General features: G+C 65.3%; 27 protein-coding genes and 1 riboswitch. Of the genes, 9 read left to right on the top strand and 18 right to left on the bottom strand.

The window, feature by feature from the left end:
* Positions 1-26: 26 nt before the first annotated feature.
* On the bottom strand, positions 27-1,121 hold the full coding sequence (locus tag NLN62_RS27245) for a serine hydrolase (protein WP_051389748.1): 1,095 nt from the start codon (positions 1,119-1,121) through the stop codon (positions 27-29).
* Between the two features lie 113 nt (positions 1,122-1,234).
* Here NLN62_RS27245 and NLN62_RS27240 point away from each other — a divergent pair, with 113 nt between their 5' ends.
* Together NLN62_RS27240 and NLN62_RS27235 are read left to right on the top strand one after the other, a co-directional pair.
* Positions 1,235-1,564, top strand: a complete 330-nt coding sequence (locus NLN62_RS27240; protein WP_027523092.1) for a PadR family transcriptional regulator — start codon at positions 1,235-1,237, stop codon at positions 1,562-1,564.
* A complete protein-coding gene (locus NLN62_RS27235) occupies positions 1,561-2,133 on the top strand; it encodes a DUF1700 domain-containing protein (protein ID WP_027523091.1) in 573 nt (190 codons plus the stop codon). The genes NLN62_RS27240 and NLN62_RS27235 overlap by 4 nt, the downstream gene beginning before the upstream one ends.
* A 1-nt stretch (position 2,134) precedes the next feature.
* Here the strand turns inward: NLN62_RS27235 and NLN62_RS27230 are convergent, their stop codons facing one another.
* From NLN62_RS27230 to NLN62_RS27190, 9 genes are all read right to left on the bottom strand, one after another.
* Entirely contained in the window at positions 2,135-2,596 is a 462-nt protein-coding gene (locus tag NLN62_RS27230; protein ID WP_027523090.1) for a carbon monoxide dehydrogenase subunit G, read from the bottom strand.
* The gene (locus NLN62_RS27225; protein WP_254110915.1) at positions 2,556-3,443 is read right to left on the bottom strand and encodes an XdhC family protein; all 888 of its coding nucleotides are present in this window, start codon (positions 3,441-3,443) and stop codon (positions 2,556-2,558) included. Before NLN62_RS27225 ends, NLN62_RS27230 begins: the two co-directional genes overlap by 41 nt.
* Before the next feature lie 11 nt (positions 3,444-3,454).
* Positions 3,455-4,657 (bottom strand): VWA domain-containing protein, encoded by a 1,203-nt coding sequence (locus tag NLN62_RS27220; protein WP_027523089.1) that lies wholly within the window; start codon positions 4,655-4,657, stop codon positions 3,455-3,457.
* Positions 4,654-5,520: a MoxR family ATPase gene (locus NLN62_RS27215; RefSeq protein WP_027523088.1), complete on the bottom strand. Its 867-nt coding sequence runs from the start codon at positions 5,518-5,520 to the stop codon at positions 4,654-4,656. The genes NLN62_RS27220 and NLN62_RS27215 overlap by 4 nt, the downstream gene beginning before the upstream one ends.
* Before the next feature lie 100 nt (positions 5,521-5,620).
* A complete protein-coding gene (locus NLN62_RS27210) occupies positions 5,621-8,041 on the bottom strand; it encodes an aerobic carbon-monoxide dehydrogenase large subunit (RefSeq protein WP_027523087.1) in 2,421 nt (806 codons plus the stop codon).
* A complete protein-coding gene (locus tag NLN62_RS27205) occupies positions 8,038-8,538 on the bottom strand; it encodes a (2Fe-2S)-binding protein (protein WP_027523086.1) in 501 nt (166 codons plus the stop codon). Before NLN62_RS27205 ends, NLN62_RS27210 begins: the two co-directional genes overlap by 4 nt.
* Before the next feature lie 11 nt (positions 8,539-8,549).
* Positions 8,550-9,413 (bottom strand): xanthine dehydrogenase family protein subunit M, encoded by an 864-nt coding sequence (locus NLN62_RS27200; RefSeq protein ID WP_254113731.1) that lies wholly within the window; start codon positions 9,411-9,413, stop codon positions 8,550-8,552.
* Between the two features lie 320 nt (positions 9,414-9,733).
* On the bottom strand, positions 9,734-10,936 hold the full coding sequence (locus NLN62_RS27195; protein WP_254110914.1) for an MHYT domain-containing protein: 1,203 nt from the start codon (positions 10,934-10,936) through the stop codon (positions 9,734-9,736).
* A gap of 101 nt (positions 10,937-11,037) precedes the next feature.
* Positions 11,038-11,616, bottom strand: a complete 579-nt coding sequence (locus tag NLN62_RS27190; protein WP_254110913.1) for a 6,7-dimethyl-8-ribityllumazine synthase — start codon at positions 11,614-11,616, stop codon at positions 11,038-11,040.
* A 77-nt stretch (positions 11,617-11,693) separates the two neighbouring features.
* Positions 11,694-11,844: riboswitch (FMN riboswitch) on the bottom strand.
* Between the two features lie 401 nt (positions 11,845-12,245).
* Here NLN62_RS27190 and NLN62_RS27185 point away from each other — a divergent pair.
* Together NLN62_RS27185 and proC are read left to right on the top strand one after the other, a co-directional pair.
* Complete coding sequence (locus NLN62_RS27185) at positions 12,246-12,746, top strand: YbjN domain-containing protein (RefSeq protein WP_027523082.1); 501 nt, start codon at positions 12,246-12,248, stop codon at positions 12,744-12,746.
* Positions 12,747-12,951: 205 nt separating this feature from the next.
* Positions 12,952-13,788, top strand: a complete 837-nt coding sequence (proC, locus tag NLN62_RS27180) for a pyrroline-5-carboxylate reductase (RefSeq protein ID WP_371933029.1) — start codon at positions 12,952-12,954, stop codon at positions 13,786-13,788.
* Between the two features lie 125 nt (positions 13,789-13,913).
* Here the strand turns inward: proC and NLN62_RS27175 are convergent, their stop codons facing one another.
* From NLN62_RS27175 to NLN62_RS27150, 6 genes are all read right to left on the bottom strand, one after another.
* Complete coding sequence (locus NLN62_RS27175; RefSeq protein WP_254110911.1) at positions 13,914-14,309, bottom strand: thioesterase family protein; 396 nt, start codon at positions 14,307-14,309, stop codon at positions 13,914-13,916.
* Positions 14,310-14,442: 133 nt separating this feature from the next.
* Positions 14,443-14,697, bottom strand: a complete 255-nt coding sequence (locus NLN62_RS27170; RefSeq protein WP_084801445.1) for a tautomerase family protein — start codon at positions 14,695-14,697, stop codon at positions 14,443-14,445.
* Positions 14,698-14,764: 67 nt separating this feature from the next.
* Entirely contained in the window at positions 14,765-16,144 is a 1,380-nt protein-coding gene (hisS, locus tag NLN62_RS27165) for a histidine--tRNA ligase (protein WP_371933139.1), read from the bottom strand.
* A gap of 317 nt (positions 16,145-16,461) precedes the next feature.
* A complete protein-coding gene (locus NLN62_RS27160; protein WP_254110907.1) occupies positions 16,462-16,989 on the bottom strand; it encodes a YegJ family protein in 528 nt (175 codons plus the stop codon).
* A gap of 208 nt (positions 16,990-17,197) precedes the next feature.
* Positions 17,198-18,088 carry a branched-chain amino acid aminotransferase gene (locus NLN62_RS27155; protein ID WP_371933028.1) on the bottom strand — a complete coding sequence of 297 codons (891 nt, stop codon included), beginning with the start codon at positions 18,086-18,088 and terminating at the stop codon, positions 17,198-17,200.
* A 124-nt stretch (positions 18,089-18,212) separates the two neighbouring features.
* Positions 18,213-19,295, bottom strand: coding sequence for a branched-chain amino acid aminotransferase (locus NLN62_RS27150; protein WP_254110905.1), 1,083 nt, complete (start codon positions 19,293-19,295; stop codon positions 18,213-18,215).
* Positions 19,296-19,639: 344 nt separating this feature from the next.
* Between NLN62_RS27150 and NLN62_RS27145 the strand changes: the two genes are divergently transcribed.
* From NLN62_RS27145 to NLN62_RS27135, 3 genes are read left to right on the top strand one after another with little or no spacing between them, the layout of a single operon-like run.
* Entirely contained in the window at positions 19,640-20,182 is a 543-nt protein-coding gene (locus NLN62_RS27145; protein ID WP_027523076.1) for a MarR family winged helix-turn-helix transcriptional regulator, read from the top strand.
* The gene (locus tag NLN62_RS27140; protein ID WP_254110903.1) at positions 20,179-20,907 is read left to right on the top strand and encodes a response regulator; all 729 of its coding nucleotides are present in this window, start codon (positions 20,179-20,181) and stop codon (positions 20,905-20,907) included. Before NLN62_RS27145 ends, NLN62_RS27140 begins: the two co-directional genes overlap by 4 nt.
* A gap of 19 nt (positions 20,908-20,926) precedes the next feature.
* Entirely contained in the window at positions 20,927-22,315 is a 1,389-nt protein-coding gene (locus NLN62_RS27135) for an ATP-binding protein (RefSeq protein ID WP_027523074.1), read from the top strand.
* Between the two features lie 60 nt (positions 22,316-22,375).
* Here NLN62_RS27135 and NLN62_RS27130 read toward each other — a convergent pair whose 3' ends face one another.
* Both NLN62_RS27130 and NLN62_RS27125 read right to left on the bottom strand, forming a co-directional pair.
* Positions 22,376-22,912, bottom strand: coding sequence for a DUF3617 family protein (locus NLN62_RS27130; RefSeq protein ID WP_254110901.1), 537 nt, complete (start codon positions 22,910-22,912; stop codon positions 22,376-22,378).
* Positions 22,913-22,951: 39 nt separating this feature from the next.
* Positions 22,952-23,257: a hypothetical protein gene (locus tag NLN62_RS27125; protein ID WP_027523072.1), complete on the bottom strand. Its 306-nt coding sequence runs from the start codon at positions 23,255-23,257 to the stop codon at positions 22,952-22,954.
* Between the two features lie 181 nt (positions 23,258-23,438).
* On the opposite strand from NLN62_RS27125, the gene NLN62_RS27120 reads away from it, so the two are divergent.
* Both NLN62_RS27120 and NLN62_RS27115 read left to right on the top strand, forming a co-directional pair.
* Positions 23,439-23,906 (top strand): hypothetical protein, encoded by a 468-nt coding sequence (locus NLN62_RS27120; protein WP_027523071.1) that lies wholly within the window; start codon positions 23,439-23,441, stop codon positions 23,904-23,906.
* Between the two features lie 104 nt (positions 23,907-24,010).
* On the top strand, positions 24,011-24,703 hold the full coding sequence (locus tag NLN62_RS27115) for a ribonuclease T2 (RefSeq protein ID WP_027523070.1): 693 nt from the start codon (positions 24,011-24,013) through the stop codon (positions 24,701-24,703).
* Positions 24,704-24,776: the final 73 nt, after the last annotated feature.

Here is a 24,776-nt window from a genome sequence, read left to right as displayed (position 1 = left end):
TTCTGTCTGACTCTGCGCGTTCGCAATTACACGAAGTTCGGCAACACGATCTCGGTCATGAGCGTGCGCATGACCGCGGTCTGCTCGGCGCCGGTCCGCCGGTAATTCCCGCAATGGATCACGATGACGAGATCACGCGCGGGAATGACGAAGAGATACTGGCCGCCCCAGCCGACACCGCCGAACCAGTGCAATGGCTGTGGAGTTGTGCCGGGGGCATAATCGCCCATGTACCAGTGATAGCCGTAGCTGCGGATGTTGCTGGTCGGGACCACAGGCGTCGTGACGCGTTTGACCCAGTCGGCGGGAACGATGGGTGTTCCGTTCCAGGTGCCGCCAGCGAGCATGAGCCGGCCGATCTTCAAGAGGTCGCGCGGGAGGAGCCGCAGGCCCGACGCGGCGCGCGGCTCGCCGTCGCGGCCGACGCTCCAGTCGGACGGACCAAAGCCCATGGGATCGAACAGCACGCGGCGGCAATAGGCCGGCAACGCTTCCCCAGTGCCCTTGGCGATGAGGCGGCCGAGCAGCGCGGTGGCGCCGCCACAATAGGTCCACTTCACGCCGCGCTCACCAACGATCGGACGCTCGAGGATGAAGCGATAGCGGTCGGCGGCGGCTTCCATTGCCATCTCGCTGTTGCGCGGATCGCCATAGGGGATCGTCAGCTCGTCCCAGTCGAAGCCGAGCGTCATCGAGAGCACGTGATGGATCGTGATCTTGTCGCGGCCCGGCTGCCTGGCGAGATCGGCGTACTCCGGAAACTGGCCGTAGAGCTTGGCATCCGGCGGCGGGACCTTGCCTGCCGCAAGCGCAACACCATAGGCGAGCCCGACCACGCTCTTGGAGACCGAGCGCAGATCGTGCGCTACGTCCGGCCCGAACACGACATTATCGAGCAGCCGGTCCCAGGCCACGTCCACGCCCTGCCCGTAATGCTCGAACACGAACTTGCCGCCCTGGCTCACGAGCAGCGCATGTAGACCGAACACCTTGCCGTTGCGTTCGGCGTCCGCAAGCCGCTGCGCGATCGCTTCGGATGGTGCGGCTGCAAGCAATGTACGCGGCGCAGCGAGGCCGGCGCCAAGGACAGCGAGAAGGCGGCGACGATCAAGAAGGCTCATGGCTGCGTCTCCCATAAAAGCGCGCACCTGGAGGTGCATATTAACAGGTACCTTGTAATACACAGTACCTTGCTATATAAGTTCACTTCAAGGCAGTGTAGTCAAGTGGAGGAATGGCAGATTCCGCGAATCAAATTCAGCTCAAGAAGGGCGCGCTCGAACTCTGCGTGCTCGCTCTGCTCGCGCGCCGCGAGAGCTATGCCTATGAGATCGCCTCGACACTGGCGGCCAGCGTCGGCATGGGCGAAGGCACGATCTATCCACTGATGCGACGCATGCAGGATGACGGACTCGTCGACACCCGCCTCGCCGAATCCAGCAGCGGGCCGCCGCGAAAATACTACCGGCTCACGCCGGCGGGCCGCGCGGCCTTCACCGCGCAGAAGCGCGAGTGGCGCACATTCGCGGACGCCGTCAACGAGTTGCTCGGAGACACCAGATGAAGCGTGCCGACTTCCTCCACATCCTCGGTGACGGGCTCGCCGGACTTCCCAGAGACGATGTCGACGACATCCTCGCCGACTACGCCGCCCACTTCGATGAAGCCCGCGCCTCCGGCCGGCCCGAGGAGCAGGTCGCGGAAGCGCTCGGCGACCCGCGGCGACTGGCGCGCGAGCTGCGCGCCGAGACCGGGCTTCGCCGGTGGGAAAATCATCATTCCCTGCAAAACTCCACGGCCGCGCTGCTGGCACTCGGCGGCCTCGCCGTGGTCGATATCATCCTGCTGCTGCCGTTGCTGCTGGTGGTCGTGCTGATCCTGCTCGTGATAGCCTTCGTGATGCTCGTCCTCGGGATCGTCGGAATCGGATTGCTGCTCAGCCTCTACAAGCATGTAGGTGACGGACGGATCGTCGCGCTCATTTTGCGCGCTTTGGCGGGCATCACGCTGGTGACGACAGGCGTAGGTTTCGGTGCATTGCTGCTGCTTGGACTCAATGCTGCCGTCAGGTGGCTCGGCGGCTACGCGCGGCTGCATTACCGGCTGCTCAAGCCGGAGCAGCCGATCGCGTGAGTCAGGTGTCCGCCACCGCCCTGGCGCTGACAACCTCGGCAAATGACGCAAAGAACTCTCCGGCGAGCTTCGTTGCCGTGGAGTTGATCAACCGCGCCCCGAGCTGGGCCAGCTTGCCGCCGATCTGCGCGTCGACATCATAGTGCAGCACGGTGCTGTCGGCACCGTCCGACTCCAGCCGCACCATTGCGCCGCCTTTGGCGAAGCCGGCGACGCCGCCCGAGCCTTCACCCGAAATGCGATAGCTGTTCGGTGGCTGAAGATCGGAGAGCGTCACCTTGCCGCCGAAGGTTGCCTTCACCGGGCCGACCCTGAAGACGACGGTCGCGGTCATTTCGTTCGGGCCGGTGACCTCGAGCGACTGACAGCCCGGGATGCACTGCTTGAGCACATCGGGATCGTTGAGCGCTGCCCAGACCTTGTCACGGGATGCGGGAATGCGCTGGCTGTCGGTCATCTGCATGGTCGGTCTTCTCCTTGTCCGTGAGCGAGGTGGCGGCGCGCTGGCCGCGGCGGCGCGCTTGCGTGATCTCGGCGAGGATCGACATCGCGATCTCCTCCGGCGTGATGGCGCCGAGATCGAGCCCGGCCGGCGCCTTGACGCGATCGATCGCAACGGCATCCACGCCCTCCGCGATCAGCTTGGCGCGCAGCGCCGCCATCTTGCGGCGGCTGCCGACGAAGGCGTGATAGGCGGCTTCGGTTGCGACCGCGGCACGCAGCGCGGCCTCGTCACCCTTGCCTTGCGTCGAGACCACGACGAAGCGTTTTGCCTCAGTCAATTCGCCCAACCGGTAGCCGTCGATGAGCGTGTCGGCGTCGGGCTGCGAGGCGAGATCGGCCGATGGCGCCGCCAGCGTGACGTGAAAGCCTAGCGTGCGGGCTTGGGCTGCGAGCGACAGCGCAACCGGGCTCGCGCCGAGAATGACGACCGAAGGATGCGGCAGCACCGGCTCGACGAAAATGTCCATGGTTCCCTTGCTCGGGCACATGTTGCTGGCAAAGCGGATGCCGTCGCGGCTCTCACCCGGGCCGACGCCGAGCTCGGCGAGCAGATTCTCCGGCTGCACCGACACCATGCGCGGCACGCCATCGGCGAGCGCCTCGCGCGCCGCCTTCAGCACCGCACCCCGGGCGCAGCCGCCGCCAATCCAGCCCGCGACGATGCGCCCGTCGGCCGCGATGATCGCCTTTGCGCCAGCTTTGGCCGCTGTGACCGACACGGTGCGCACAACGGTGGCGAGCACGAAGGCACGCTCGGCGGCCTTCAGCTGCGCCACCAGATCCAGCACTTCGACATTCGCTGTCATTGGCGCCTCCGTCAGAGCTTCGCCAGATAGGGTTCGAGCGCGTGCAGGCTTTGCAGCGTATTGGCGGGCGCGTAGAGATCGACATGAGGCAGCACAGCCTTGATGCCCCTCGCCTCCGGCGCGTAGCCCGCCCACGCCATCATCGGATTGAGCCAGACGATGCGCCGGCAACGCCGCGACAGCGCCGCCATCTCCCGCCCGAGCAATACGGCGTCGCCGGTCTCGTAGCCGTCGGACACGATCATCACGCAACTGCGCGAATGGATCACGCGCTGCGCGTGCCAACGGTTGAAGCTTTGCAGGCTCTCGCCGATCTTCGTGCCGCCACCGGTGCCCTGCGCCATGATCGAGAGCCGGTCGAGCGCGCGGCCGGCATCCTTCTCCTTCAGCGCATCGGAAACGTAGGCGAGGCGCGTGTGGAACAGGAACGCCTCGGCCTCGTGGAATTCGTCGAGCACGCCGTGGATGAAGCGCAGGAACACGGATGTGTAGGCGCTCATCGAGCCCGACGCGTCGAGCAGAACGATAAGCCGCAGCGGCCTGTCCTTGCGCTGCCGCTTCACCAGGCTGATCGGCACGCCGCCATGGCTGATGTTGCGGTGGATGGTGCGGCGGAGATCGAGCCGGTATCCGCGCCTTCGCGCGAGATCACGCCGCGTCAGCCGCGTGCGCATCACTTTTGCGAGCTGCGCCGCGGCTTCGTGGGCCTGTGCGATCTGGTCGGGATCGCTGAGCTTGCGAAAATCGACCTCGGCGAGATTCTCGGCGCGCGAGGCGCCTTCCATCCGTCCCTCGCCGCCGCGCCCATCCGGTGCATCTTCGGATGACGGGATCTGGTCGGTGAGCGATTGCTTGCCGCCCTGCTCCATAGCCCCTTCCTGCAAGCTCTTGAGCGACGGGCTGTTCGCGCCTTGCGCCGAGCCGACCGTCCGCGAGCGCGAGCGCTTGCCGAGCCAGAATGCGTCGAACAGGCCGTCGAACTTGTCCCAGTCGGACTTGCGCGCCGAAAACAGATGTTTAAACGCCGAGCGCAGGAGGCCGGGACGCGCGACATAGCCCGCAGACATCAGCGCCGCCGCATCCAGCCCCTCGGCGAGCCCGACGCGGAAGCCGGCGTCACGCAATGTGCGCAGGAAAGCCGCGAGCCTTGCGGAGACAAGTCGGGAGACCTCGTTGAGATCGTCGAATTCGGGGCTCGCGCCGCAGCAGCTCATGCGACCCTCCCGAGCAGGCGCTGCGTCACCTCACGCGTGACGCGCGCGCGGTCCTCATGCGTCTTCAACAGGCAGATCAGCGTCTCGTGCACGGTCTCGGGCGCATCGTGGAGATCGCCTATGTCGAGGCCGACGAGCGCGGCCGCCCAGTCCAGCGTCTCCGCGACACCAGGCACTTTCCGCAATTCCTCCTTGCGGACGCCCTCGACCATGTGCGCGATCTGGAGCGACAGGGACGGGCTTGCGCCCGCGATCCGCGCCAGGATGATGCGCGTCTCGCGATCGACGTCGGGATAGTCGACATAGTGATAGAGGCAGCGCCGGCGCAGCGCGTCGGAGAGTTCGCGCGTGCCGTTCGAAGTCAGCACCACCTGCGGGATGGTGATCGCGGGAATGGTGCCGAGCTCGGGGATCGAGACCTGGAAGTCGGACAGCAGCTCCAGCAAAAACGCCTCGAACTCGTCGTCGGCGCGGTCGATCTCGTCGATCAGCAGCACCGGAGCCTGCGCGCGGCGGATCGCAGCGAGCAACGGGCGCTCCAGCAGGTATTTTTCCGAGAAGATCTGGTCCTCGATGCTGTCAGTGCCACGATGCGCCTGGATTGCCAGCAGTTGGCGCTGGTAGTTCCATTCATAGAGTGCGGAGGACTGGTCGAGACCCTCATAGCATTGCAGGCGGATCAGCTCGGTCGCATGCACTTTGGCAAGCGCCTTCGCCACCTCCGTCTTGCCGACGCCCGCCTCGCCTTCCAGCAGCAGCGGACGCCGCAATAATTGCATCAGCGAGATCGCGGTCGCGAGCTCCGCGTCGGCGATGTAGCCCGACGCAGCCAGCGCTTGCGCGATCTCGTCACGGCCTTTCATGTTACCTCCGTCATTCCGGGGCGGCTCGAAGAGCCGAACCCGGAATCTCGAGATTCCGGGCTCGCCCTTCGGGCGCCCCGGAATGACGAGATCAACTCCACTATGCCACCGCTCCCAGCTGCTTCGCCGCTGTCCAGTTGCGCCAGAAGTCGTGCGGCATCTGGATGTGCGTGCTCCCCAAGAACGAGAACGCGTCATTGACGGCATTGGAGAACGCCGGCACGCCGCCCACATTCGGGCTCTCGCCGACGCCCTTGGCGCCTATGGGGTGATGCGGCGACGGGGTCACGGTGAAGTCGGTCTCCCAATGCGGCGTCTCGACTGCCGTCGGCATGAAGAAGTCCATGAACGAGCCGGTGACGACGTTGCCGGTGTCGTCGTAGCGGATCTCCTGCCCCATCGCGATCGCGAAGGCCTCCGTGAGGCCGCCATGCACCTGGCCCTCGATGATCATCGGGTTGATGCGGGTGCCGCAATCGTCGAGCGCATAGAAACGCCGGACCTTGTACACGCCGGTATCGACGTCGATGTCCATCACGCAGAGATAGGCACCGAAGGGATAAGTCATGTTGGGCGGATCGTAATAGGAGACCGCCTCCAGTCCCGGCTCCATGCCCGGCGGCACCGAGTTGTACGCCGCCCAGCAGATATCCTTCATCGACATGAATTTTTCCGGCAGGCCCTTCACCCGGAAGCCGTCGATGTCCCATTCGAGGTCGTCCTCGTGGACCTCGAGCTTGTAGGCCGCGATCATCTGCGCCTTGGCCTTGATCTTGCGCGCCGCCATGGCGATCGCGGCACCCGCCACCGGCGTCGAGCGCGATCCGTAGGTGCCGAGCCCATAAGGCGCGGTGTCGGTGTTGCCCTCCTCGACCTGGATGTTGTCGGCGGGAATACCGATCTCGGTCGCGATGATCTGGGCCCAGGTGGTCTCGTGGCCCTGGCCCTGGCTCTTCGTTCCCATGCGCGCGATGCCGGCACCGGTCGGATGCATGCGGATCTCGCAGGAGTCGAACATTGCGATGCCGAGGATGTCGCAGTTCTTCGACGGGCCGGCGCCGACGATCTCGGTGAAGAAGGAGACGCCTAAGCCCATGATCTCGCGGGTCTCGCCGCGCGTGAAGGCCGCGCGCTTGTCCGCCTGCTCCTTCCGGAGCGCGGCGTAGCCGGTCGTCTCCATCATCTTGCGCATGGCGGTATGGTAGTCACCGGAGTCGTATTCCCAGCCCAGGGCCGAGTGATACGGAAACTGCTCCGGCTTGATAAAGTTCTTCAGCCGTAGCTCGGCCGGATCCATGCCAAGCTTCTGCGCCAGGATGTCCATGGCGCGCTCGATGCAGTAGGCGGCTTCCGTGACGCGGAACGAGCAGCGATAGGCGACGCCGCCCGGCGCCTTGTTGGTGTAGACGCCGTCGACCGCGAGATGCGCGGTCGGGAAGTCGTAGGATCCTGTGACGATATTGAAAAAGCCGGCCGGCCATTTCGACGGATCGGCGCAGGCGTCGAACGCGCCGTGATCGGCGAGCACGTGGACGCGAAGGCCGGTGACCTTGCCGTCCTTGTTTGCGGCAATCTCGGTCGTCATGTGATAGTCGCGCGCAAACGAGGTCGCGGTCAGGTTCTCGATGCGGTCCTCGACCCATTTCACCGGCTTGCCGGTGACGATGGAGGCCACGGCCGCGCATATATAACCGGGGTAGGCGCCGACCTTGTTGCCGAAGCCGCCGCCGATATCGGGCGAGATCACGTGGATCTTCTGCTCCGGGAGCTTCGCGATCAGCGACACCACGGTGCGGATCACGTGCGGCGCCTGGAAGGTGCCCCAGATCGTCAATTCGCCCTTGATCTTGTCAAAGGAGCAGACGCACTGGCAGGTCTCCAGCGGCGACGGATGGGTGCGGTGATAGGAGATCATCTCCTTGATCGTGACCTCCGCCTTCTTGAAGGCGGCGTCGGTCAATTCCTTGTCACCGACCGTCCACTCGAAAATGTGGTTGTGGTGCTTGCGCGGACCGTGCGCGCCAGATGTCTTGCCTGCGAGATCCTCGCGCAGGACGGGCGCATCAGGCGCCATCGACTTGAAGGGATCGACCAGCGGCGGCAGCGGCTCATACTCGACAACCACCTTGTTGACACCGTCGTCGGCGGCATAGCGGTCGGTCGCAACCACGAAGGCGACCTCCTGGTTCTGGAACAGCACCTTGCCGTCGGCCAAAACCATCTGCACGTCGCCGGCGAGCGTCGGCATCCAGGCGAGGTTGACCGTCTTCAGCGTCTCGGCGGTGATGACCGCGAGCACGCCGGGGACCTTCAGCGCCTCCTCGCTGTTGATCGACTTGACGCGCGCATGCGCGTGTGGCGAGCGGACGAAGTCGCCGTGCAGCATGCCCGGCAGCTTGACGTCGTCGACATAGTTGCCCTTGCCTTGGGTGAAGCGGATGTCCTCGACGCGCTTGCGCTTGCAGCCCATGCCTTCGAGTGCGGCCGTGCGTTGTTCCCGCGTGGGAGTTAAGTCGTTCATTCCGCGGCCTCCTTGAATTCGATTCCGTTGAGCTTGGCAGCGGCGTATTGAATCGCCCTAACGATGTTCTGGTAGCCGGTGCAGCGGCAGATGTTGCCGGAGATGCCGATGCGGATTTCCTCTTCGGATGGCGCAGGATTCTCCTTCAGCAAGCGATGCGCCCGCACGATCATGCCGGGCGTGCAGAAACCGCATTGCAGGCCGTGCATCATGCGAAAGCCTTCCTGCAAGGCCGACAGCGAGCCGTCGGCATTGGCCATGCCTTCGACCGTCGTGATGTCGCTTCCCTGCGCTTGCACCGCGAACATGGTGCAGGACTTCACCGACATGCCGTCGATATCGATGGTGCAGGCACCGCAATGGGTGGTCTCGCAGCCGATATGGGTGCCGGTCATCCCGAGGTTCTCGCGGATGAAATGCACGAGCAGCGTCCGCGGCTCGACGAGGCCTTCGACCTCGGCACCGTTCACCTTCATTGCCACATGTGTTTTTGCCATTCGTCCCTCCCCTAGCGCGCGCGGCTCGCGGCGCGTTGCAGCGCCCGCGCCACCATGATGCCGCCGACATGCTTGCGATACTCGACCGGCCCCCGAGCGTCCGCCGCCGGCGACATGATCGCTTGCGCCGCAGCCGCGGCGTTCTTCAGCGCAGCCGCATCGAGGCTCGTTCCGATCACCGCTTTCGCGGCGTCAGCCGCGAGCAGCGGCGTCTCGTGGACATTGGTGAGCCCGATCGCGCAGCTTGCGACCTTGCCGCCCGCCAGGGTGAGCACGACGGCTGCAGCGGCGGTCGCGTAATCGCCGACCTTGCGCTTGAGTTTTTCGTAGGCGTAGCCGTGGCCCGCGGCGGGCAATGGAACCGAGACAGCGGTGAGGATCTCGCCGGGCTCGAGCGCGGTGAAATAGGCGCCCTGGTAGAAATCGGCCGCCTGGACCTCGCGGGCGCCATTCGCGCCTTCCAGGCGATAGGTCGCGCCCAGCGTCAGCATCAGCGCCGGCATGTCGTTGCCGGGATCGCCATTGGCGACATTGCCGCCGATCGTGCCGCGGTAGCGCACCTGCGGATCGGCGATCAAAAGCGCGGCCTCATGGAGGATCGGCACTGATCTTGCGACATCCTCTGAGGCGAGCAGATCATGCTGGGTGGTCATCGCGCCGATGACGAGGTTATCGCCGTCGCGGCGGATGCCCTTGAGGCCGGCGATGCCGTGGAGGTCGACCAGATGCGCGGGGCTCGCCAGCCGAAACTTCATCATCGGCACAAGGCTGTGCCCGCCGGCCAGCGGCCGCGCGTCCTCGCCGAGGTCGGATAGCAGTTTGACGGCGTCGGCAACGCTTGCCGGCCGGTGATAGCTGAATGCGCCGGGGATCATCGTCTCCTCCCAATCGTCCTTGCGCACGGTGGCGCGGACGTTGGGCGGGACCGTCTTCCTGAGCGGAGCGGGCTGCAATGGTTGGGGCACAAAGAGGGGAATTTCGCACGAAATGCGGACTGGAACCCACGAATTGCGTCAGAGAGGGCGACCTATGGACCTGACCTCCGCTGCACCTCTCCCGCTTGCGGGGGAGGTCGGCGCGCGTAGCGCGGCGGGTGGGAACTCGCTCCACATTCGGAATCTCGATTGCGGAAGCACCCCATCCCAGCCCTCCCCCGCAAGCGGGAGAGGGAGCGCACCGTCCTGTCGGCTAAGGTCTACGCGTGCCGCCGCGACGCCAGCCCCAGCCTCGCCTTCACCTCGGCGATCTTGCTGCGGCTCACGGGCACACGGTGCGGGGACGGGCCATCGAGCTCGAGCACGGCGCCGTCGCCCTCCCTGCGAACGAGGGCGACGTGGGGGATGCAGACGATGTGGCTGCGGTGCACCCGGAGAAAGAGACTGGGGTCTAGCTGCGCCTCGGCCTCCGAGATCGACCACGGACACATGCGCTCGCGGGTGCCGTCATGCACCCGCGTGTAGTGGGCATCCGCACGCACGCTGCGGACATCGGCCGTGTCGATGAAATGCGTGCCGTCGGCGCCTTCCACCGGCAGGCGCGGGACGGGCGCCGCGCGCGGCGGCTGACCGACGCCACCGAGCGGCGCCGACACCGGCCGTGGTGACGCCGCAGCTAGAGCCGGCGCAACAGCCTCGACTGGCGGCGCGGTCGGGTCGTCGGCCATCGCCGGCACCAGCGTCTGCCGGCGCGGATCCGGCACCAGCGACAGCAGGAAACCGGCGGCGATCACGAAGCACAGCACGGCCACGACGATGGATAATATTTGCTGCGACGCCGCAAGGCCGCCGCCGAGATGCTGATGCGCTTCACCCGTGAGCGGCATGAAATGCATGCCATGCATCGCCGTGTAGTGCATGCCGGACACAGCAATCCCATAAGCGATCGAACTTACGATCAGGCGAAGACCTTCCTGCTGCGCCAGGAAGGCACGCAAGCCGCCATAGGCGGTGACGATCGCGACCACGACCGAGAGCAGCACCATTGACCCGTCATGCGCAATGGTGAACGGCCCGGAAAGGCCGTGGATGCCGACGTAATGCATGCTGCTGATACCGACGCCGAGCAGCACGGCCGAGGACACCACCCGCTTCAGCGATGGCTCGCCGATCGATACGAAGAACAGGGAGATGCCGACGACCAGCGCGCAGATCAGGAACGAGATGATGGTGGGCAGCACGAGATAGACGGTGTCCGGCGGCAGCGGCGCCGCCAACATGCCGACGAAATGCATGGTCCAGATGCCGACGGCTAGAAATGCCGCCGCGCCCGCCAGCAGCACGCGGTTGCTGACGCCCGGCTTGTTGCGGATGCGCGCCGCAAGCGCAAAGCCGGTATAGCCGCCCAGGCTCGCGATCGCCACCGAGAGCGCGACCAGATAGGGATCGTGTCCTTCGAACATGATCTTGCCGGCCAGTCCGTCTCCACGGACCGGTCCCCTCCCGCCGCCGAGTTTATCAACGCAGCGGCGGGAAAGACAATCGGCGGCCTGTGAGACGAAGGTTATACGATCCCCGCCGCGACCTGGCCGCGCAGCCGCTCCAGTCCGTGCAGCGTGTTGGCGCAGGCCTCGGCAACCTCGACGCCCTTGATCGCAAAGTGCTTGCGGAAGAAATCGTAGTGCACCTCGGTCTCGTGGAATTGCTGCGGCGTCAGCACGGCGGAGAACACCGGCACCTCGGTGCGCAGCTGCACGTCCATCAGCGCCTTGATCACGGTGTCGGCGACGAACTCATGGCGGTAGATGCCACCGTCGACGACGAGGCCGGCCGCGACAATCGCGGTGTAGCGCCGCGTCTTGGCGAGGATCTGTGCGTGCAGCGGGATCTCGAACGAGCCCGGCACCTGGAACACGTCGACATGGGTGAGATGCCGCGCCTCGGCCTCCTTCAGGAAGGCAAAGCGCGCCTCCTGCACGACGTCGTGATGCCAGCAGGCCTCGACGAAGGCGACCCGCTGCGGCTTTGCGAAGCGGGGATGCTCGTGCGCCGGCGGCTCGGGTGGAACCGGCGGAGGTTTGGTTTCTTGGGAGGGGTGAAGCTGGGATGCTTCGACTTGCGGGTCTTGCAACATCTGATTCATGGCTTTCCTTCTTAAGGACCAGAATCAGGGCATACGGAACGACAAACGGCCGCATCCTCGCGATGCGGACCGCCACCGACCGTTCTCTTTCATCCGGACTTTAACCGTCGGCTTCGGAGTTGCACCGAATCTGCTGACCCTTCCCCTTTGCGGAGGAAGGCGCTCGCGGGCTTGGACCTTACGGCCCTTACCGCCGGTGGGGGCTTTCACCCCGCCCTGAGAACATCGGCTGCTCGGAATGAACAACCTGGATGAAATATGACGCCGGCGGGCGGCCGCAGCAAGCGCCTTCGGCATCGCCAAACCGCATGGTCCCATGCTGCCGGGGCGGTCCGGCGCCCCATGGAACGGAATTTTGGGACGGCATTAACGATTGCCGCACCAGTTGCTCAATCCGATTCCGATTTGTTCTCAAATTAATAATTGTGACCGAGATGAGCTGTGGACGAGCCTGTCGGACCTTGTGGACGGACTCGCGACGGAGTTGCGCAGATTCCGCAAATCACATCAGTTGATCCTCGAAAGGCCCGCGCGATCCGAGGGGATCGCCGTCAGCGACGTTAAGGGAGCGCGCGCCGGGCCAACCGCGTGCGTATCAAGATAACAAAAAGGCAAGAGGTCGAGACGGCATGTCCCTGCTCGAAAGCAATATCGATTCCCGCAGCCACCCGCTCTCGGTGGTGGAGGACATCGCCGCCAGCAACAATTGGGCGTTCGAACGTTCCGGCGACGACGAGATCACCATCGTCTCGAAGGGACAGTGGACCGACTATCAGCTCTCCTTCACCTGGATGGGCGAGATCGAGGCGCTGCATCTGGCCTGCGCGTTCGACATGAAGGTTCCGGTCGCACGCCGCTCCGAGGTGCAGCGGCTGGTCGCCGCCATCAACGAGCAGTTGTGGGTCGGCCACTTCGATCTGTGGACCCACACTGGCATGATCATGCACCGCCAGGCCCTGGTGCTGCCGGGTGGACTGACCGCCTCGACCGCGCAATGCGAGGCCATGCTCGCCGGTGCCATCCACGGCTGCGAGCGCTATTTCCCTGCGTTCCAGTTCGTGGTGTGGGCGGGCAAGTCGACCACCGAGGCGATGGACGCGGCGATGTTCGACACGGCCGGTGAGGCGTAAGGCCTCTCCCCTCGTCGTCCCGGGGCGCGCGCAGCGCGAGCCCGGGACCCATACCACGTGATCTCGCTTGTGGCACGCGGCTTGTTGCTCAGCTCTTCATCCACTAGAACCGCCAGTAGTAGCGCGACGAGCGCAAGCGCTCGCGCGGGGGTCCCGGCCCCCGTGCGCAATTGTGCACTAGGCCGGGACGACAGCGGATTTTGTGGTGACCACCGTGGCCAACAGCAGCACTCTTCAAAACATCACCGGCACCATTCTCCTTGCCGGCGCGGGCAAGATGGGCGGCGCGATGCTGACCGGCTGGCTGGCGCAAGGTCTCGATCCACGCCGCGTCGCGGTGATCGAGCCGCACCTGTCGCCGGAGATCAGCGCGCTTGCTGCGAAAGGCGTTGCGCTCAATCCGGATGTGACCAGCGCCGGCAGCGTCGAGACGCTTGTCGTCGCGGTCAAGCCGCAATCCTTCCGCGAGGCCGGCGCGAAGCTGAAGCCCTATGTGTCTGCAGGCACCTCGGTGGTCTCGATCATGGCGGGAACCACGATCGCCTCGCTGCAAGAAGTCTGCGGCGGCGCCGTCGTGCGCGCGATGCCGAACACGCCGGCCGCGATCGGCCGCGGCATCACGGTTGCCGTGGCCGCGAACAATGTCAGCGGCAAGCAGCGCGCAGTCGCCGACGCGCTGCTCCGCGCCACCGGCTCGGTCGAATGGGTCGAGGATGAAGGCCTGATGGATGCTGTCACCGCCGTGTCCGGCTCCGGCCCCGCTTATGTCTTCCTGCTCGCCGAAGAGCTCGCGCGCGCCGGCGTGGAAGCAGGTCTGCCGGAAGCACTCGCAACCAAGCTCGCGCGCGAGACCGTATCAGGGGCCGGCGAGCTCCTGCACCGCTCGGAGCTCGCATCGAGCACGCTGCGCCAGAACGTCACTTCGCCCGGCGGCACCACCGCCGCGGCGCTCGAGGTGCTGATGGACGAGGTGGGCCTGCGCGATCTGATGATCCGCGCGATTGCGGCAGCGACGAAGCGATCGAAAGAGCTCGCCAAGTAATTCGATGCCGTAGGGTGGGCAAAGCGAAGCGTGCCCACCACTTCTGTCGCACACGTGGAGAGATGGTGGGCACGGCGCAAGAGCGCCTTTGCCCACCCTACGGCATCCCCGCTTTACGGCTTCTTCTACGTTGCGCCCAACCGCTTGTTGAACGTCTCGACATTGACGAGGCCGCGGGCGTGGCGGCCTTCGCCGAGCTTGCGCGCGCCCTCGAACGCCTCGACCTCGAAGCGGATCACGCGGCGCTCGACCGCGATCACCTTCGCGGTGGTCCGCACCGTGGCGCCGACGAGGCTTGCTGCGAGATGACGGATATCGACCTCGGTGCCGACCGTGACCCAGCCCGGCTGAAGTGCACCGCGGATAGCATCCCCCGCAGTCATCTCCATCTCCAGGATCATCATCGGCGTCGCATAGACCATCGGCATGCCGGGCACGAAATGCCCAACCGTGCGCTCCGCCGGCACCACCAGCGTGCGCTCAGCGCTCATGCCGATCGTGATGAACTCGCGTGCGTCCATGATGCCTTGTTCGTCATTCCGGGACGCGCGAAGCGCGGACCCGGAATCCAGAGGTTGGGGATCGAGATTCCCCAATGCGCAATTGCGCATTGGGGTTTTGCCCTGCGGGCTGCCCCGGAATGACGCTCACGCGTCACTTCTTCGCCGCGGCCGCGCGTTCCACGAAGGTCTTGCCGCCCTTCATCTTGTGACGAAGCGGAGCTTCGTTGATCTGGATGACGACGGCTTCCGCGTCGACGCCGAGATTCTTCACCAGCGCCTGCGTGATGTCGCGCATCATGCCGGCCTTCTGTTCGTCGGTGCGGCCTTCGGCCATGCTGATGGTGATCTCAGGCATCGTCTTCTCCCTGCGGCTTTCGCGATGACCGGGCACATCCCGGCCATTCATGGTCGTTCGCATCAAACAGGACGCAGATGCCCGGGACAAGCCCGGGCATGACGGCTATCGCGAATAGCTAACCCCAGCTCACGTCATGGCGCGCGAGCACCTCGCGCACCTTCGCGACGAGATCAGCCTCGCCGCACGAGAATTGTGCCGGGCGCGTCTCGCGCCATTCCTGGTTGGAGGCGATCGCGGCCGCGGCCTTGGCGCCTTCGATCAGATCCTTGATCTGGACCTCGCCGCGCGCCTTCTCATCCGAGCCCTGGATGATCACGCAAGGCGAATTACGGCGATCGGCATATTTGAGCTGGTTGCCCATGTTCTTGGGGTTACCAAGATAGAGCTCGGCGCGGATGCCCGCGCTGCGCAAGGCGCTGACCATTTTCTGGTAGTCGGCGACGCGGTCGCGATCGAACACGGTGACGACGACGGGCCCGAATTCGGGCCGCGTGTCGAGCTTGCCGAGCAGCGTCAGCGCGGCCTGCAAGCGCGACACGCCGATCGAAAAACCTGTCGCCGGCACCGGCTCACCGCGGAAGCGCGAGACGAGGCCGTCATAACGCCCGCCGCCGCCGACCGAGCCGAAGCGAACCGGGCGGCCCTTCTCGTCCTTGGTGTCGAGCAGGAGTTCAACCTCGTAGACGGGGCCGGTGTAGTATTCGAGGCCGCGGACGACGGAAGGATCGATCTTGATGCGATCTTCGCCGTAGCCGGCAGCCGACACGAGCTTGCCGATCTGGTCGAGTTCATCGCGTCCCTGCTGTCCGATGGCACTGGCCGCCAGTCGCGAGTCAAGCGGCGCGCTATTCTGTTCGATAGCGGAGATGACAAGCGCGATGTCGTCCTCCTTTAGTCCTGCGCCCTTGGTGAAGTCGCCGGACTCGTCCTTGCGACCCTCGCCGAGGAGTTGTCGCACACCGGCAAGACCAAGCCTGTCGAGCTTGTCGATCGCGCGCATGACGGTGAGCCACTGGGCGTCGTCGGCGATGCCGAGCGCATCGCGCACGCCATCGAGAACTTTCCGGTTGTTCACTTTCACCACGTAGGAGCCACGCGCGATGCCGAGCGCCTCCATCGTGTCCGCGGCCATCATGCAAATCTCGGCGTCCGCCGCCGGCGTCGCCGAGCCGACCGTGTCGGCATCGAATTGCATGAACTGGCGGAAGCGGCCGGGGCCGGGCTTCTCGTTGCGGAAGACGTAGCCGGCGCGGTAGCTGCGATAGGGTTTTGGCAGCGCATCGAAATTCTCGGCGACGTAACGCGCGAGCGGCGCGGTCAGGTCGTAGCGCAAGGAGATCCACTGCTCGTCATCGTCCTGGAACGAGAACACGCCCTCGTTCGGGCGGTCCTGGTCGGGCAGGAATTTTCCGAGCGCGTCCGTATACTCCATGGCCGGCGTTTCCACCGACTCGAATCCGTAGAGCTCGTAGACGGCCCGGATCTTCTCGACCATCTGGCGCGTGGCCTTGATCGCGGCGGGATCGCGATCCTCCAGCCCGCGCGGCAGGCGCGCCTTCAGTTTCTGGGGTTTTTTGGGTTTTTCGGCCATGCGCGGCGTTTACCAGCCGACGCGCGATGCGGCAACTGGCGTGTTCTTCACCTCGCCCCGCTTGCGGGGAGAGGTCGAAATTCACGCTGCAAGCGGGAATTTCGGGTGAGGGGGACTCTCCGCGAGTCTCACTGCCACCGCCCCCGTGGAGACTCCCCCTCACCCCACCCTCTCCCCGCAGGCGGGGCGAGGGGAAGATCGAGCGTGCTCCGCGTCGCGCCCTACGGCTGCTCCATCCGCGCCCGCAGCGCGTCGGCGTCGGCCTTCGGCATGGATTTCAGGAGCGGCTTGATGGTCTCGCCGCCGACGATCTTGTCGTTGCGCATGAACATCCAGTCCGAAATGTCGGCATCCCTGAACTCGACGAGGTCGCCTTCCCGCTTGCCCGGCAGGTCGCGCGGGCGGTTGGCGAAGCGCCCGGAATAGGTGCCGTTGGGAAGCTTCTTCACGTCGGCCATCCAGATGTGCTCGGCGCTGTCGCCGCCTGTCGGGAAGCGCACCTTCAGGGAGTGCCCGGTCTCCGTCGCTTTCGGCGCATCGTAGGAGGCCCAGAACGTCGGCAGCGTGCCACGCGCGCGGGCGATCGCGGCGTTCATCTCGGGATTGCCGGTGCGGACGTCGATGACCGGCGAGCGGTCCTGGGCCCCGACCTGCGGCGTGGGGCCGATCGTCAGAATGCCGAAGACCGTGATGCCGGTGATGGCAGCGAGCACTGCCCATTTCAGGGATTGGGGGAGCGTGGGAGCCATGATCGCGCGTCCAAATGCCTTGATGTCTCCGGCTTTGTCGCGCGATCGCGCGGGTGCGTTCATGACGCCGGCGTCCCCCAGATGCAGCGCAGCGCGCCGCCCTTTGCGGCGTGGTGCGCTGCTGATCCGGGGCCCATCCGGCTCCGATGGGTCCCGGCTCAGCGTCGCGTCACTCCGTGCCGCGCCGCGTCCGGGACACCAGAGCCCCTTACGCCGCCGCAAGCTTGCCCTTGGGTTGCACTTCCGCCGCGTAGTCCCGTATCAACTGCTCCGAGATCGCGCCGGGCGCAAACCTCCACTCCGCGATCTCGGAGACCGCCGTCACCTCGGCGGCGGTGCCGGTGATGAAGCACTCGGCAAAGCCGTCGAGCTCCTCCGGCATGATCCGCCGCTCGATCACCTCGATACCGCGGCGCCCCGCGAGGTCGATCACGGTGGCGCGCGTGATGCCGGCGAGGAAGCAGTCGGCGATCGGGGTGTGAAGCTTGCCGTCGCGGACGAAGAAGATATTGGCGCCGGTGCATTCGGCAACGCGGCCCTCCCAATCCAGCATCATCGCATCCGCATAGCCTTTGCGCTCGGCCTTGTGCTTTGAGATGGTGCAGATCATGTAGAGGCCACTGGCCTTGGCGAGCGCCGGAATCGTGCGCGGATCTGGCCTTCGATACTCGGCGAGATCGACGCGGATCCCCTTCAGCCTCGCGGCGCGATCGAAATAGCTCGGCCATTGCCAGGCGGCGATTGCGAGGTGAATGGTGTTGTTCGGGGCGGAGACGCCCATCATCTCCGAGCCGCGCCAGGCGATCGGGCGCAGATAGGCATCCGGCAGATTGTTCGTGTCGATGACAAGCTGTTTGGCTGCATCGATCTCCGCGACCGAGAACGGGATCTCGAAATCGAGGATGTTGGCTGACGCCTTCAGCCGCTCGGAATGCGCCGTGGTCCTGAACACCCTGCCGCCATAGGCGCGCTCGCCCTCGAACACGCAGCTCGCATAATGCAGGCCGTGGGTCAGCAGATGGACGTTGGCATCCTTCCACTGCACCAACCTGCCGTCATACCAGATGACGCCGTCGATCTCATCGAATGAAACTCCCATGATTTTCTCCCGCTGGTGTTGAGTTCATCGCACACGCGCCCGTGCACGCGTCCCGGCGGAACGCGTGCTGACGGTGCTCGATCAGGGAGACGATGAGAAAGCGATGGCCCGAGGCCGCCGCAGGTCAAAACACCTTTCTGATCCAGTCGTGCGGGTCGTTGGTCCGGCCGTACTGGATGTCGACAAGCTGCTTGCGCAGCCCCATGGCGACCGGGCCTGCTGCGCCGCCGCTAATGAGGAAGTCGCCGCTCGCCGAGCACACCTTGCCGATCGGCGAGATGACAGCGGCAGTGCCGCAGGCGAAAGCTTCCTTAAGCTTGCCGCTGGCCGCATCCTTGCGCCACTGGTCGATCGAGTAGGGCTCCTCGCGCACCACCGAGCCAGCATCCTTGGCCAGCGCGATGATGGAATCGCGGGTGATGCCCGGCAAGATGGTGCCGAGCGGCGGGGTGACCAGCGAGCCGTCGTCGAACACGAAGAAGATGTTCATGCCGCCGAGCTCCTCGACATAGCGTCGCTCGACCGCATCGAGGAACACGACCTGGTCGCAGCCGTGCTCGATGGCCTCGGCCTGCGCGCGCAGGCTCGCAGCGTAATTGCCGCCGCACTTGACGGCGCCGGTGCCGCCGACCGCCGCGCGCGTGTAGTTCTCCGACACCCAGATCGAGACAGGTGCAGGGCCGCCCTTGAAATATGAGCCGACCGGCGAAGCGATGACGGCAAAGATGTATTCCGCCGACGGCTTCACGCCGAGGAAGACCTCGTTGGCGATCATGAAGGGCCGCAGGTAAAGACTGCCCTCGCCGCCCGGCATCCAGGCGCGGTCGATCCGCACGAGCTGTTCGACCGCCTCGATGAAGACGTCCTCGGGCAGCGGCGCCATCGCCATGCGCTCGGCGGAACTCTTGAAGCGCCGTGCATTGGCGTCGGGGCGGAACAGGTTCACGCCGCCGTCGTCGCGCTTGTAGGCCTTCAGGCCCTCGAAGATCTCCTGGGCGTAATGCAGCACGGCGCCGGCCGGATCGAGCTGGAAATTGGCGCGGGCTTCAACATGCGCGTCATGCCAACCGCCCTTGGCCTGGCTGTAGCGGACCACGGCCATGTGATCGGTGAAGACCCGGCCGAAGCCAGGGTTTTCAAGCTTTGCCGTGCGCTCCGTCTCGGAGGTCGGATTGGTGGCAGGCTGGATTTCGAATTTCAGACTCATTTTTCCCTTGCCTCCCGCTGTCGCAATCGGCGCGCGGAAACGCGCCGGCCTGCCTCTTTCGGGCTTGATAATTTAACCAGGTCTGGCCCCCGACCGTGACCAGCCTTGTTACGGCCGGTTTCCCGTGGCCAGCATGTCGCGACAGGACATGCTTTTGCGGAGGGCGGAAGTCCAGTATGTTTTGCCGATATGCCGCTCGACAATCGCACGGTAGATCTGGTCCGGCCGGCGCTGCCTGTCCGGCACTTCCCCGGCCGCTTTGGACAACATCATTCCCGAACGAAGCGATCTAAAATTTCGTCCGGGTCGATCGTTTTGTAACATTGAACCCAAGATACGTCAATATGCCTGACATAAATTTCGCAAACCCCTCCCCCGACGCCGCCGAGACCAAGCCGGCAGCCAGCGATGTGGGCAATTTGCGCTGGGATATCATCGAGCTCCTGTTCTTCGCCTATCGTGATTTCGTCGGCGATCCCGACCAGGAACTTGAGGCGTTCGGCTTCGGCCGGGCCCATCACCGCGTCATGCATTTCGTCTACCGCTATCCCGGCCTCAAGGTCGCCGACCTCCTGGACGTCCTGCGCATCACCAAGCAGTCGCTCGGGCGCGTGCTCAAGCAGTTGCTCGATGAGGGCTATATCGTGCAGAAGACCGGCGATAACGACCGCCGCCAGCGCCTGCTCTATGCGACACCGAAGGGCGAGGCGCTGGTGCAGAAGCTCGCCGGGCTCCAGACCACGCGAATCAACCGGGCGCTCGCCGAGATCGGCCCGCAGGACGCCGAGACCGTGAAACGCTTCCTGCGCGCCATGATCGACCGCCAGGATCCCGACAAGGTGCTGGAGACGATCTTCGCCAACGTCAACCAAGCCACAAAGGAGTGACCGTGCCACTCGCTGCCACGCTCGCCCGTCCGCCGGTGGAGCCCGCCGACGACGCCCCACATATCCTCCTCGTCGACGACGACCGCCGCATCCGCGATCTCCTGTCGCGCTTTCTCGCCGCCGAGGGCTATCGCGTTTCGACCGCCGCCAGCGCGGGCGATGCCCGCGCCAAGCTCATGGGTCTGCATTTCGATCTGTTGATCCTCGACGTCATGATGCCCGGCGAGACCGGCTTCGACCTCGCCCGCTTCATCCGGACATCCTCCTCGGTGCCGATCGTGATGCTGACGGCGCGCCACGAGGCGGAAGCCCGTATCGAGGGTCTGCAGATCGGCGCCGACGACTACGTGGCAAAGCCGTTCGAGCCTCGCGAGCTTGCGCTGCGTATCAACAACATTCTCAAGCGTACCGCCCCGCCTCAGGTCACCACGATCGAGAAGATCGCGTTCGGTCCTTACGTCTTCCATCTCGATCGCGGCGAATTGCGCCAGGGCGAGGAGGTCATCCACCTGACCGACCGCGAGCGCGAGATGCTGCGCATCCTCGCAGACAGCCAGGGCGAGACCGTGCCGCGCGCCGCGCTGACCGGCAACGGCAGCGTCAACGAGCGCGCCGTCGACGTGCAGATCAACCGCCTGCGGCGCAAGATCGAGAACGACCCCGCCAATCCCCTGTTCCTCCAGGCGGTACGCGGCATCGGCTACCGGCTGGTGGCCTCGCCATAGACCGGATGAAGCGGGCGCGATGAGTACGATCGACACCGGCCTGACGCTGCTGAGGAGCGCCGCCGACCGCGTCTCCGCCGTCAATGGCTGGATGGGCAATGCGTTCAAAGGCTGGATGCCGACCGGCCTCTATGCCCGCGCGCTGTTGATCATGATCGTGCCGATGGTGGTGCTGCAATCGGTCGTCGCCTTCGTGTTCATGGAGCGGCACTGGAACACGGTGACGCGGCGTCTTTCGGCTGCGGTGGTGCAGGACATCGCCGCGCTGATCGACGTCTACAAGGGTTATCCGCAAGACAAGGACCGCGACCAGATCAGGCGCATCGCGCAGCAGCGCCTTGGCCTGGTGGTCGACTTCCTGCCCGCCGGCGACATGCCGCAGCCAGGGCCGAAGCCGTTCTTCTCGCTGCTCGACCAGACGCTCTCGGTGCAGCTCGGCCGCCAGATCGGGCGCCCGTTCTGGATCGACACGGTCGGCCGCTCCAACGTGGTCGAGATCCGCATCCAGCTCGACGACGCCATCATGCGCGTGTTCGCGCAGCGCAGCGCCGCCTATGCCTCGAACTCGGAGATCTTCCTGTTCTGGATGGTCGGCACCTCCTCGATCCTGCTGATCGTCGCAGTGCTGTTCCTGCGCAACCAGATCAAGCCGATCCTCAAGCTAGCGGACGCCGCGGAAAGCTTTGGCAAGGGCCGCGATGCGCCGAACTTCCGCCCGCGCGGTGCGCGCGAAGTTCGCCGCGCCGCAATGGCGTTCCTGGAGATGAAGTCGCGCGTCGAGCGCTCGATCGAGCAGCGCACCGCGATGCTGGCCGGCGTCAGCCACGATCTGCGCACCATCCTGACCCGCTTCAAGCTCGAGCTGGCGCTGATCGGCGACAATCCCGAGCTCGAGGGCATGCGCAAGGACGTCGACGAGATGTCGATGATGCTCGAGGACTACCTCGCCTTCGCGCGCGGCGATTCCGGCGAGCAGTCGCAGCCGACCGACATGGCGCAGGCGCTCGAGGAATTACGCAGTGACGCCGAGCGCCACGGCCACACCGCGACTGTCGCGTTCAACGGACTGCCCGTGGTGACGGTGAAGCCGGCCTCGTTCAAACGCTGTCTCGCCAACCTCGTCACCAACGCGGCACGCTACGGCAAGACGATCGCCATCACCGGCCAGCGCGATCACCGCTACCTGACGGTCACCATCGACGACGACGGGCCCGGCATCCCCACGCATCTGCGCGAGGAAGTGTTCAAGCCGTTTCTACGCCTGGACGACGCCCGCAACCAGGACGAAGGCGGCACCGGCCTCGGCCTTGCGATCGCCCGCGACATCGCGCGCTCGCATGGCGGCGACATCACGCTCGGCGACAGCCCGATGGGCGGCCTGCGGGCATCGGTGCGGATACCGGTGTAGCATTTCGTACCTCGCGCCGCTTGCGGGGCGAGAGAGTGCACTACCCGTGCGGCTACCACCCTACTTCGGCAGCAGATCCTTCAGCTTCGCCGCGTCCTTGACGTTCATCTTGAAGCCGCCGGGCATCACGATGTCGCCGGGCTTCTGGTCCGCCTTGCACGGGCCGAGCCACTTGGCCTCGATCGTCGTGGTTGCGTCGTGCCCCGCAGCTCCGGCAACGCCGCCCTGGATGTGCGCGGTGCTCTTCACCGTATAGGCGGTGTTGAAGTCGCCGGTGATCTCGGCATGCGAGGTCGTGATGGTGCCGGCAACGTTGCAGACGGAATCGCTGACGTAACCGGTCGCGGTCTTCTGGATGTCCTGCTTGGTGCAGATCTGCTTCGCCATCGGGGAGACGTTGTTGTTCATCTCCTTGTCGACGTTCTCGTCGGTGCAGTGCTGCATGGTCATCTCCGGCATCGGCCCGCCGGAGCGAAGCATCTTCATCTCCCAGAGGCCGGCCTTGCGCACCGGCAGATCCACCGCATGCGCAGCCGTCGTCGCCGACATCGCGAGCACAAGCAGGCTAGCGCAGAAAACAACAGGCCGTCGCGTCATGCGCCCAACTCCCGGTCACAGCTTGCGGTCTGAAGGGGATCAGTACAGCGTGCGCAGCGGCTGCTCGGCCGCGCCATACGGCACCCAGCGGCAGGAGAACGAGATGTAGCCGCCGTCATAGGGCTGCACGGCGAGGAATTTCACCACCTTGCCGTAACGGGCGCAGTGGTCGACTGCGATCTGCCGCGCATCGACCTGCGTCGCCATTGAATAGGCGATGATGCCGCCGGTGTCGTTGCCCTTGACGGGCGGCACCGGAAGGATGTCGGCGCGCGCCGGCGCACCCGCCAGCAGTCCCGAGACAACCAGGCTGGCAAGAAGGCTCGCGGCCGCAATGATTCGCATTCCCGTCACTCCCTTTGGCTGGCGCCAGTCTACGGCGCCGCGGACGTGCTGAAAAGAACGGAAGGCCTGCCAAGCGCGACGTTGCGTGCAACTCGTCAGCGAGTGTTGCCCGGCTGCACTTGACCTCTCCCCACCTTCGCGGCACGGTCCGTTGCTTGCAACCATGCCTCCTGGATTGCCCATGCGCGACCTCGTCACCTCCCTGAAATCGCTCCGCTTTGCCGCGGTATTCGGCCTCGTCCTGGGGGCGCTGTCGCTGACCGAGGCCAAGGCCGCCAATCCGCTGGAGCTGAACTTCTGGCTCGATGGCCCCCGCTATGACGGCCGCGTCGCGGATTGCGACAAGGCACTGCCGACGATCGCCACCCAGTTCTGGGAGAAAGAAAGCTCGTTCTGGAATTCGTCGTTGAAGATCACGGGCTTCGCGGGGGTCCACGAGACCGCCTTCCGGCCCTGGCAGTCCGACAACATTCCGCGCCGCTACTGCACGGGCGAGGCCATGCTCAGCGACGGCAAGGTGCGCAGGGTGCATTTCTCGATCCTCGAGGACGGCGGCTTTGCCGGCTTCGGCCAGGGCGTCGAATGGTGCGTGGTCGGTCTCGACCGCAACTGGGCGTACAATCCCGCCTGCCGGGCGGCAAAACCCTGATTCGGGCGAATCGTCGCGCCAAGGCGGGCGTCGTCCATTTTGTTCTTGAAATGTTCTCGTCGCCTGCTAGGCTCTCTTGCACAGTCTAGTTGAAGGGCGTCGTCATGTTTCATTCCAGATTGCATTCCCTGTCCCGTTTTCTGATCTCCCTCGCGCTCACCGCCGGCCTTGTCGCGCTGGCCGGCAGTGCAATGGCGCAGGACAGGCGGCAGAATGCGCCCGGCGAATTCGATTTCTATGTGCTGTCGCTGTCCTGGTCGCCGTCGTTCTGCGAGGAGGCAGCCGAGCGCGGCGGCCGCTCCCAGATCCAGTGCGGCGGACGGCCCTACGCCTTCGTGGTGCACGGGCTGTGGCCGCAATATGAGAACGGCTTTCCGGAGTACTGCCAGCGGCCGGCGCCGCGGCTGAACCGCAACATCGTCTCTTCCATGCTCGACCTGATGCCGGCGCCGGGGCTGATCTTCAACGAATGGGACAAGCACGGCACCTGCTCGGGCCTGTCGGACCGCAATTATTTCGAGACCATCCGGAAAGCGCGCGCCGTCATCAAGATTCCGGCCGAATATCTCGATCTGTCGCAGGCCAAGACCGTGGCGCCCGCCGATGTCGAGGAGGCCTTCATCAAGGCCAATCCGGGGCTGAGCAGCTCGGCCGTTTCAGTGACGTGCAACCGGACGCGGCTGTCGGAGGTGCGCATCTGCCTGAACAAGGACCTGCAATTCCGCTCCTGCGAGGAGCTCGACCGCCGCGCCTGCCGCCGCGACCAGGTGACGATGCCGCCGATCCGCGGCGGTTAGCCTCAGCCGCACACTCTCTCCGTCATTCCGGGATGGAGCGTCAGCACCAGACCCGGAATCTCGGGATTCTCAG

Source organism: Bradyrhizobium sp. CCGUVB23 (assembly GCF_024199885.1).
Taxonomy (GTDB): domain Bacteria; phylum Pseudomonadota; class Alphaproteobacteria; order Rhizobiales; family Xanthobacteraceae; genus Bradyrhizobium.
Note: the sequence above shows the minus strand (reverse complement) of the source record. Positions and strands in the feature narration are given on the sequence as shown.

Excerpts from the sequence above, each read along its gene's own strand:
- NLN62_RS27175 (WP_254110911.1), bottom strand. The coding sequence starts at position 14,309 with ATGGACGCACGCGAGTTCATCACGATCGGCATGAGCGCTGAGCGCACG.
- NLN62_RS27170 (WP_084801445.1), bottom strand. The coding sequence starts at position 14,697 with ATGAATGGCCGGGATGTGCCCGGTCATCGCGAAAGCCGCAGGGAGAAG.
- NLN62_RS27245 (WP_051389748.1), bottom strand. The coding sequence starts at position 1,121 with ATGAGCCTTCTTGATCGTCGCCGCCTTCTCGCTGTCCTTGGCGCCGGC.
- NLN62_RS27195 (WP_254110914.1), bottom strand. The coding sequence starts at position 10,936 with ATGTTCGAAGGACACGATCCCTATCTGGTCGCGCTCTCGGTGGCGATC.
- NLN62_RS27130 (WP_254110901.1), bottom strand. The coding sequence starts at position 22,912 with ATGACGCGACGGCCTGTTGTTTTCTGCGCTAGCCTGCTTGTGCTCGCG.
- NLN62_RS27225 (WP_254110915.1), bottom strand. The coding sequence starts at position 3,443 with ATGACAGCGAATGTCGAAGTGCTGGATCTGGTGGCGCAGCTGAAGGCC.
- NLN62_RS27150 (WP_254110905.1), bottom strand. The coding sequence starts at position 19,295 with ATGAGTCTGAAATTCGAAATCCAGCCTGCCACCAATCCGACCTCCGAG.
- NLN62_RS27190 (WP_254110913.1), bottom strand. The coding sequence starts at position 11,616 with ATGAATCAGATGTTGCAAGACCCGCAAGTCGAAGCATCCCAGCTTCAC.
- NLN62_RS27135 (WP_027523074.1), top strand. The coding sequence starts at position 20,927 with ATGAGTACGATCGACACCGGCCTGACGCTGCTGAGGAGCGCCGCCGAC.
- NLN62_RS27125 (WP_027523072.1), bottom strand. The coding sequence starts at position 23,257 with ATGCGAATCATTGCGGCCGCGAGCCTTCTTGCCAGCCTGGTTGTCTCG.
- NLN62_RS27155 (WP_371933028.1), bottom strand. The coding sequence starts at position 18,088 with ATGGGAGTTTCATTCGATGAGATCGACGGCGTCATCTGGTATGACGGC.
- NLN62_RS27115 (WP_027523070.1), top strand. The coding sequence starts at position 24,011 with ATGTTTCATTCCAGATTGCATTCCCTGTCCCGTTTTCTGATCTCCCTC.
- NLN62_RS27205 (WP_027523086.1), bottom strand. The coding sequence starts at position 8,538 with ATGGCAAAAACACATGTGGCAATGAAGGTGAACGGTGCCGAGGTCGAA.
- NLN62_RS27185 (WP_027523082.1), top strand. The coding sequence starts at position 12,246 with ATGTCCCTGCTCGAAAGCAATATCGATTCCCGCAGCCACCCGCTCTCG.
- NLN62_RS27235 (WP_027523091.1), top strand. The coding sequence starts at position 1,561 with ATGAAGCGTGCCGACTTCCTCCACATCCTCGGTGACGGGCTCGCCGGA.
- hisS (WP_371933139.1), bottom strand. The coding sequence starts at position 16,144 with ATGGTCGAGAAGATCCGGGCCGTCTACGAGCTCTACGGATTCGAGTCG.
- NLN62_RS27220 (WP_027523089.1), bottom strand. The coding sequence starts at position 4,657 with ATGAGCTGCTGCGGCGCGAGCCCCGAATTCGACGATCTCAACGAGGTC.
- NLN62_RS27240 (WP_027523092.1), top strand. The coding sequence starts at position 1,235 with ATGGCAGATTCCGCGAATCAAATTCAGCTCAAGAAGGGCGCGCTCGAA.
- NLN62_RS27215 (WP_027523088.1), bottom strand. The coding sequence starts at position 5,520 with ATGAAAGGCCGTGACGAGATCGCGCAAGCGCTGGCTGCGTCGGGCTAC.
- NLN62_RS27145 (WP_027523076.1), top strand. The coding sequence starts at position 19,640 with ATGCCTGACATAAATTTCGCAAACCCCTCCCCCGACGCCGCCGAGACC.
- NLN62_RS27160 (WP_254110907.1), bottom strand. The coding sequence starts at position 16,989 with ATGGCTCCCACGCTCCCCCAATCCCTGAAATGGGCAGTGCTCGCTGCC.
- NLN62_RS27120 (WP_027523071.1), top strand. The coding sequence starts at position 23,439 with ATGCGCGACCTCGTCACCTCCCTGAAATCGCTCCGCTTTGCCGCGGTA.
- NLN62_RS27200 (WP_254113731.1), bottom strand. The coding sequence starts at position 9,413 with ATGATCCCCGGCGCATTCAGCTATCACCGGCCGGCAAGCGTTGCCGAC.
- NLN62_RS27210 (WP_027523087.1), bottom strand. The coding sequence starts at position 8,041 with ATGAACGACTTAACTCCCACGCGGGAACAACGCACGGCCGCACTCGAA.
- NLN62_RS27230 (WP_027523090.1), bottom strand. The coding sequence starts at position 2,596 with ATGCAGATGACCGACAGCCAGCGCATTCCCGCATCCCGTGACAAGGTC.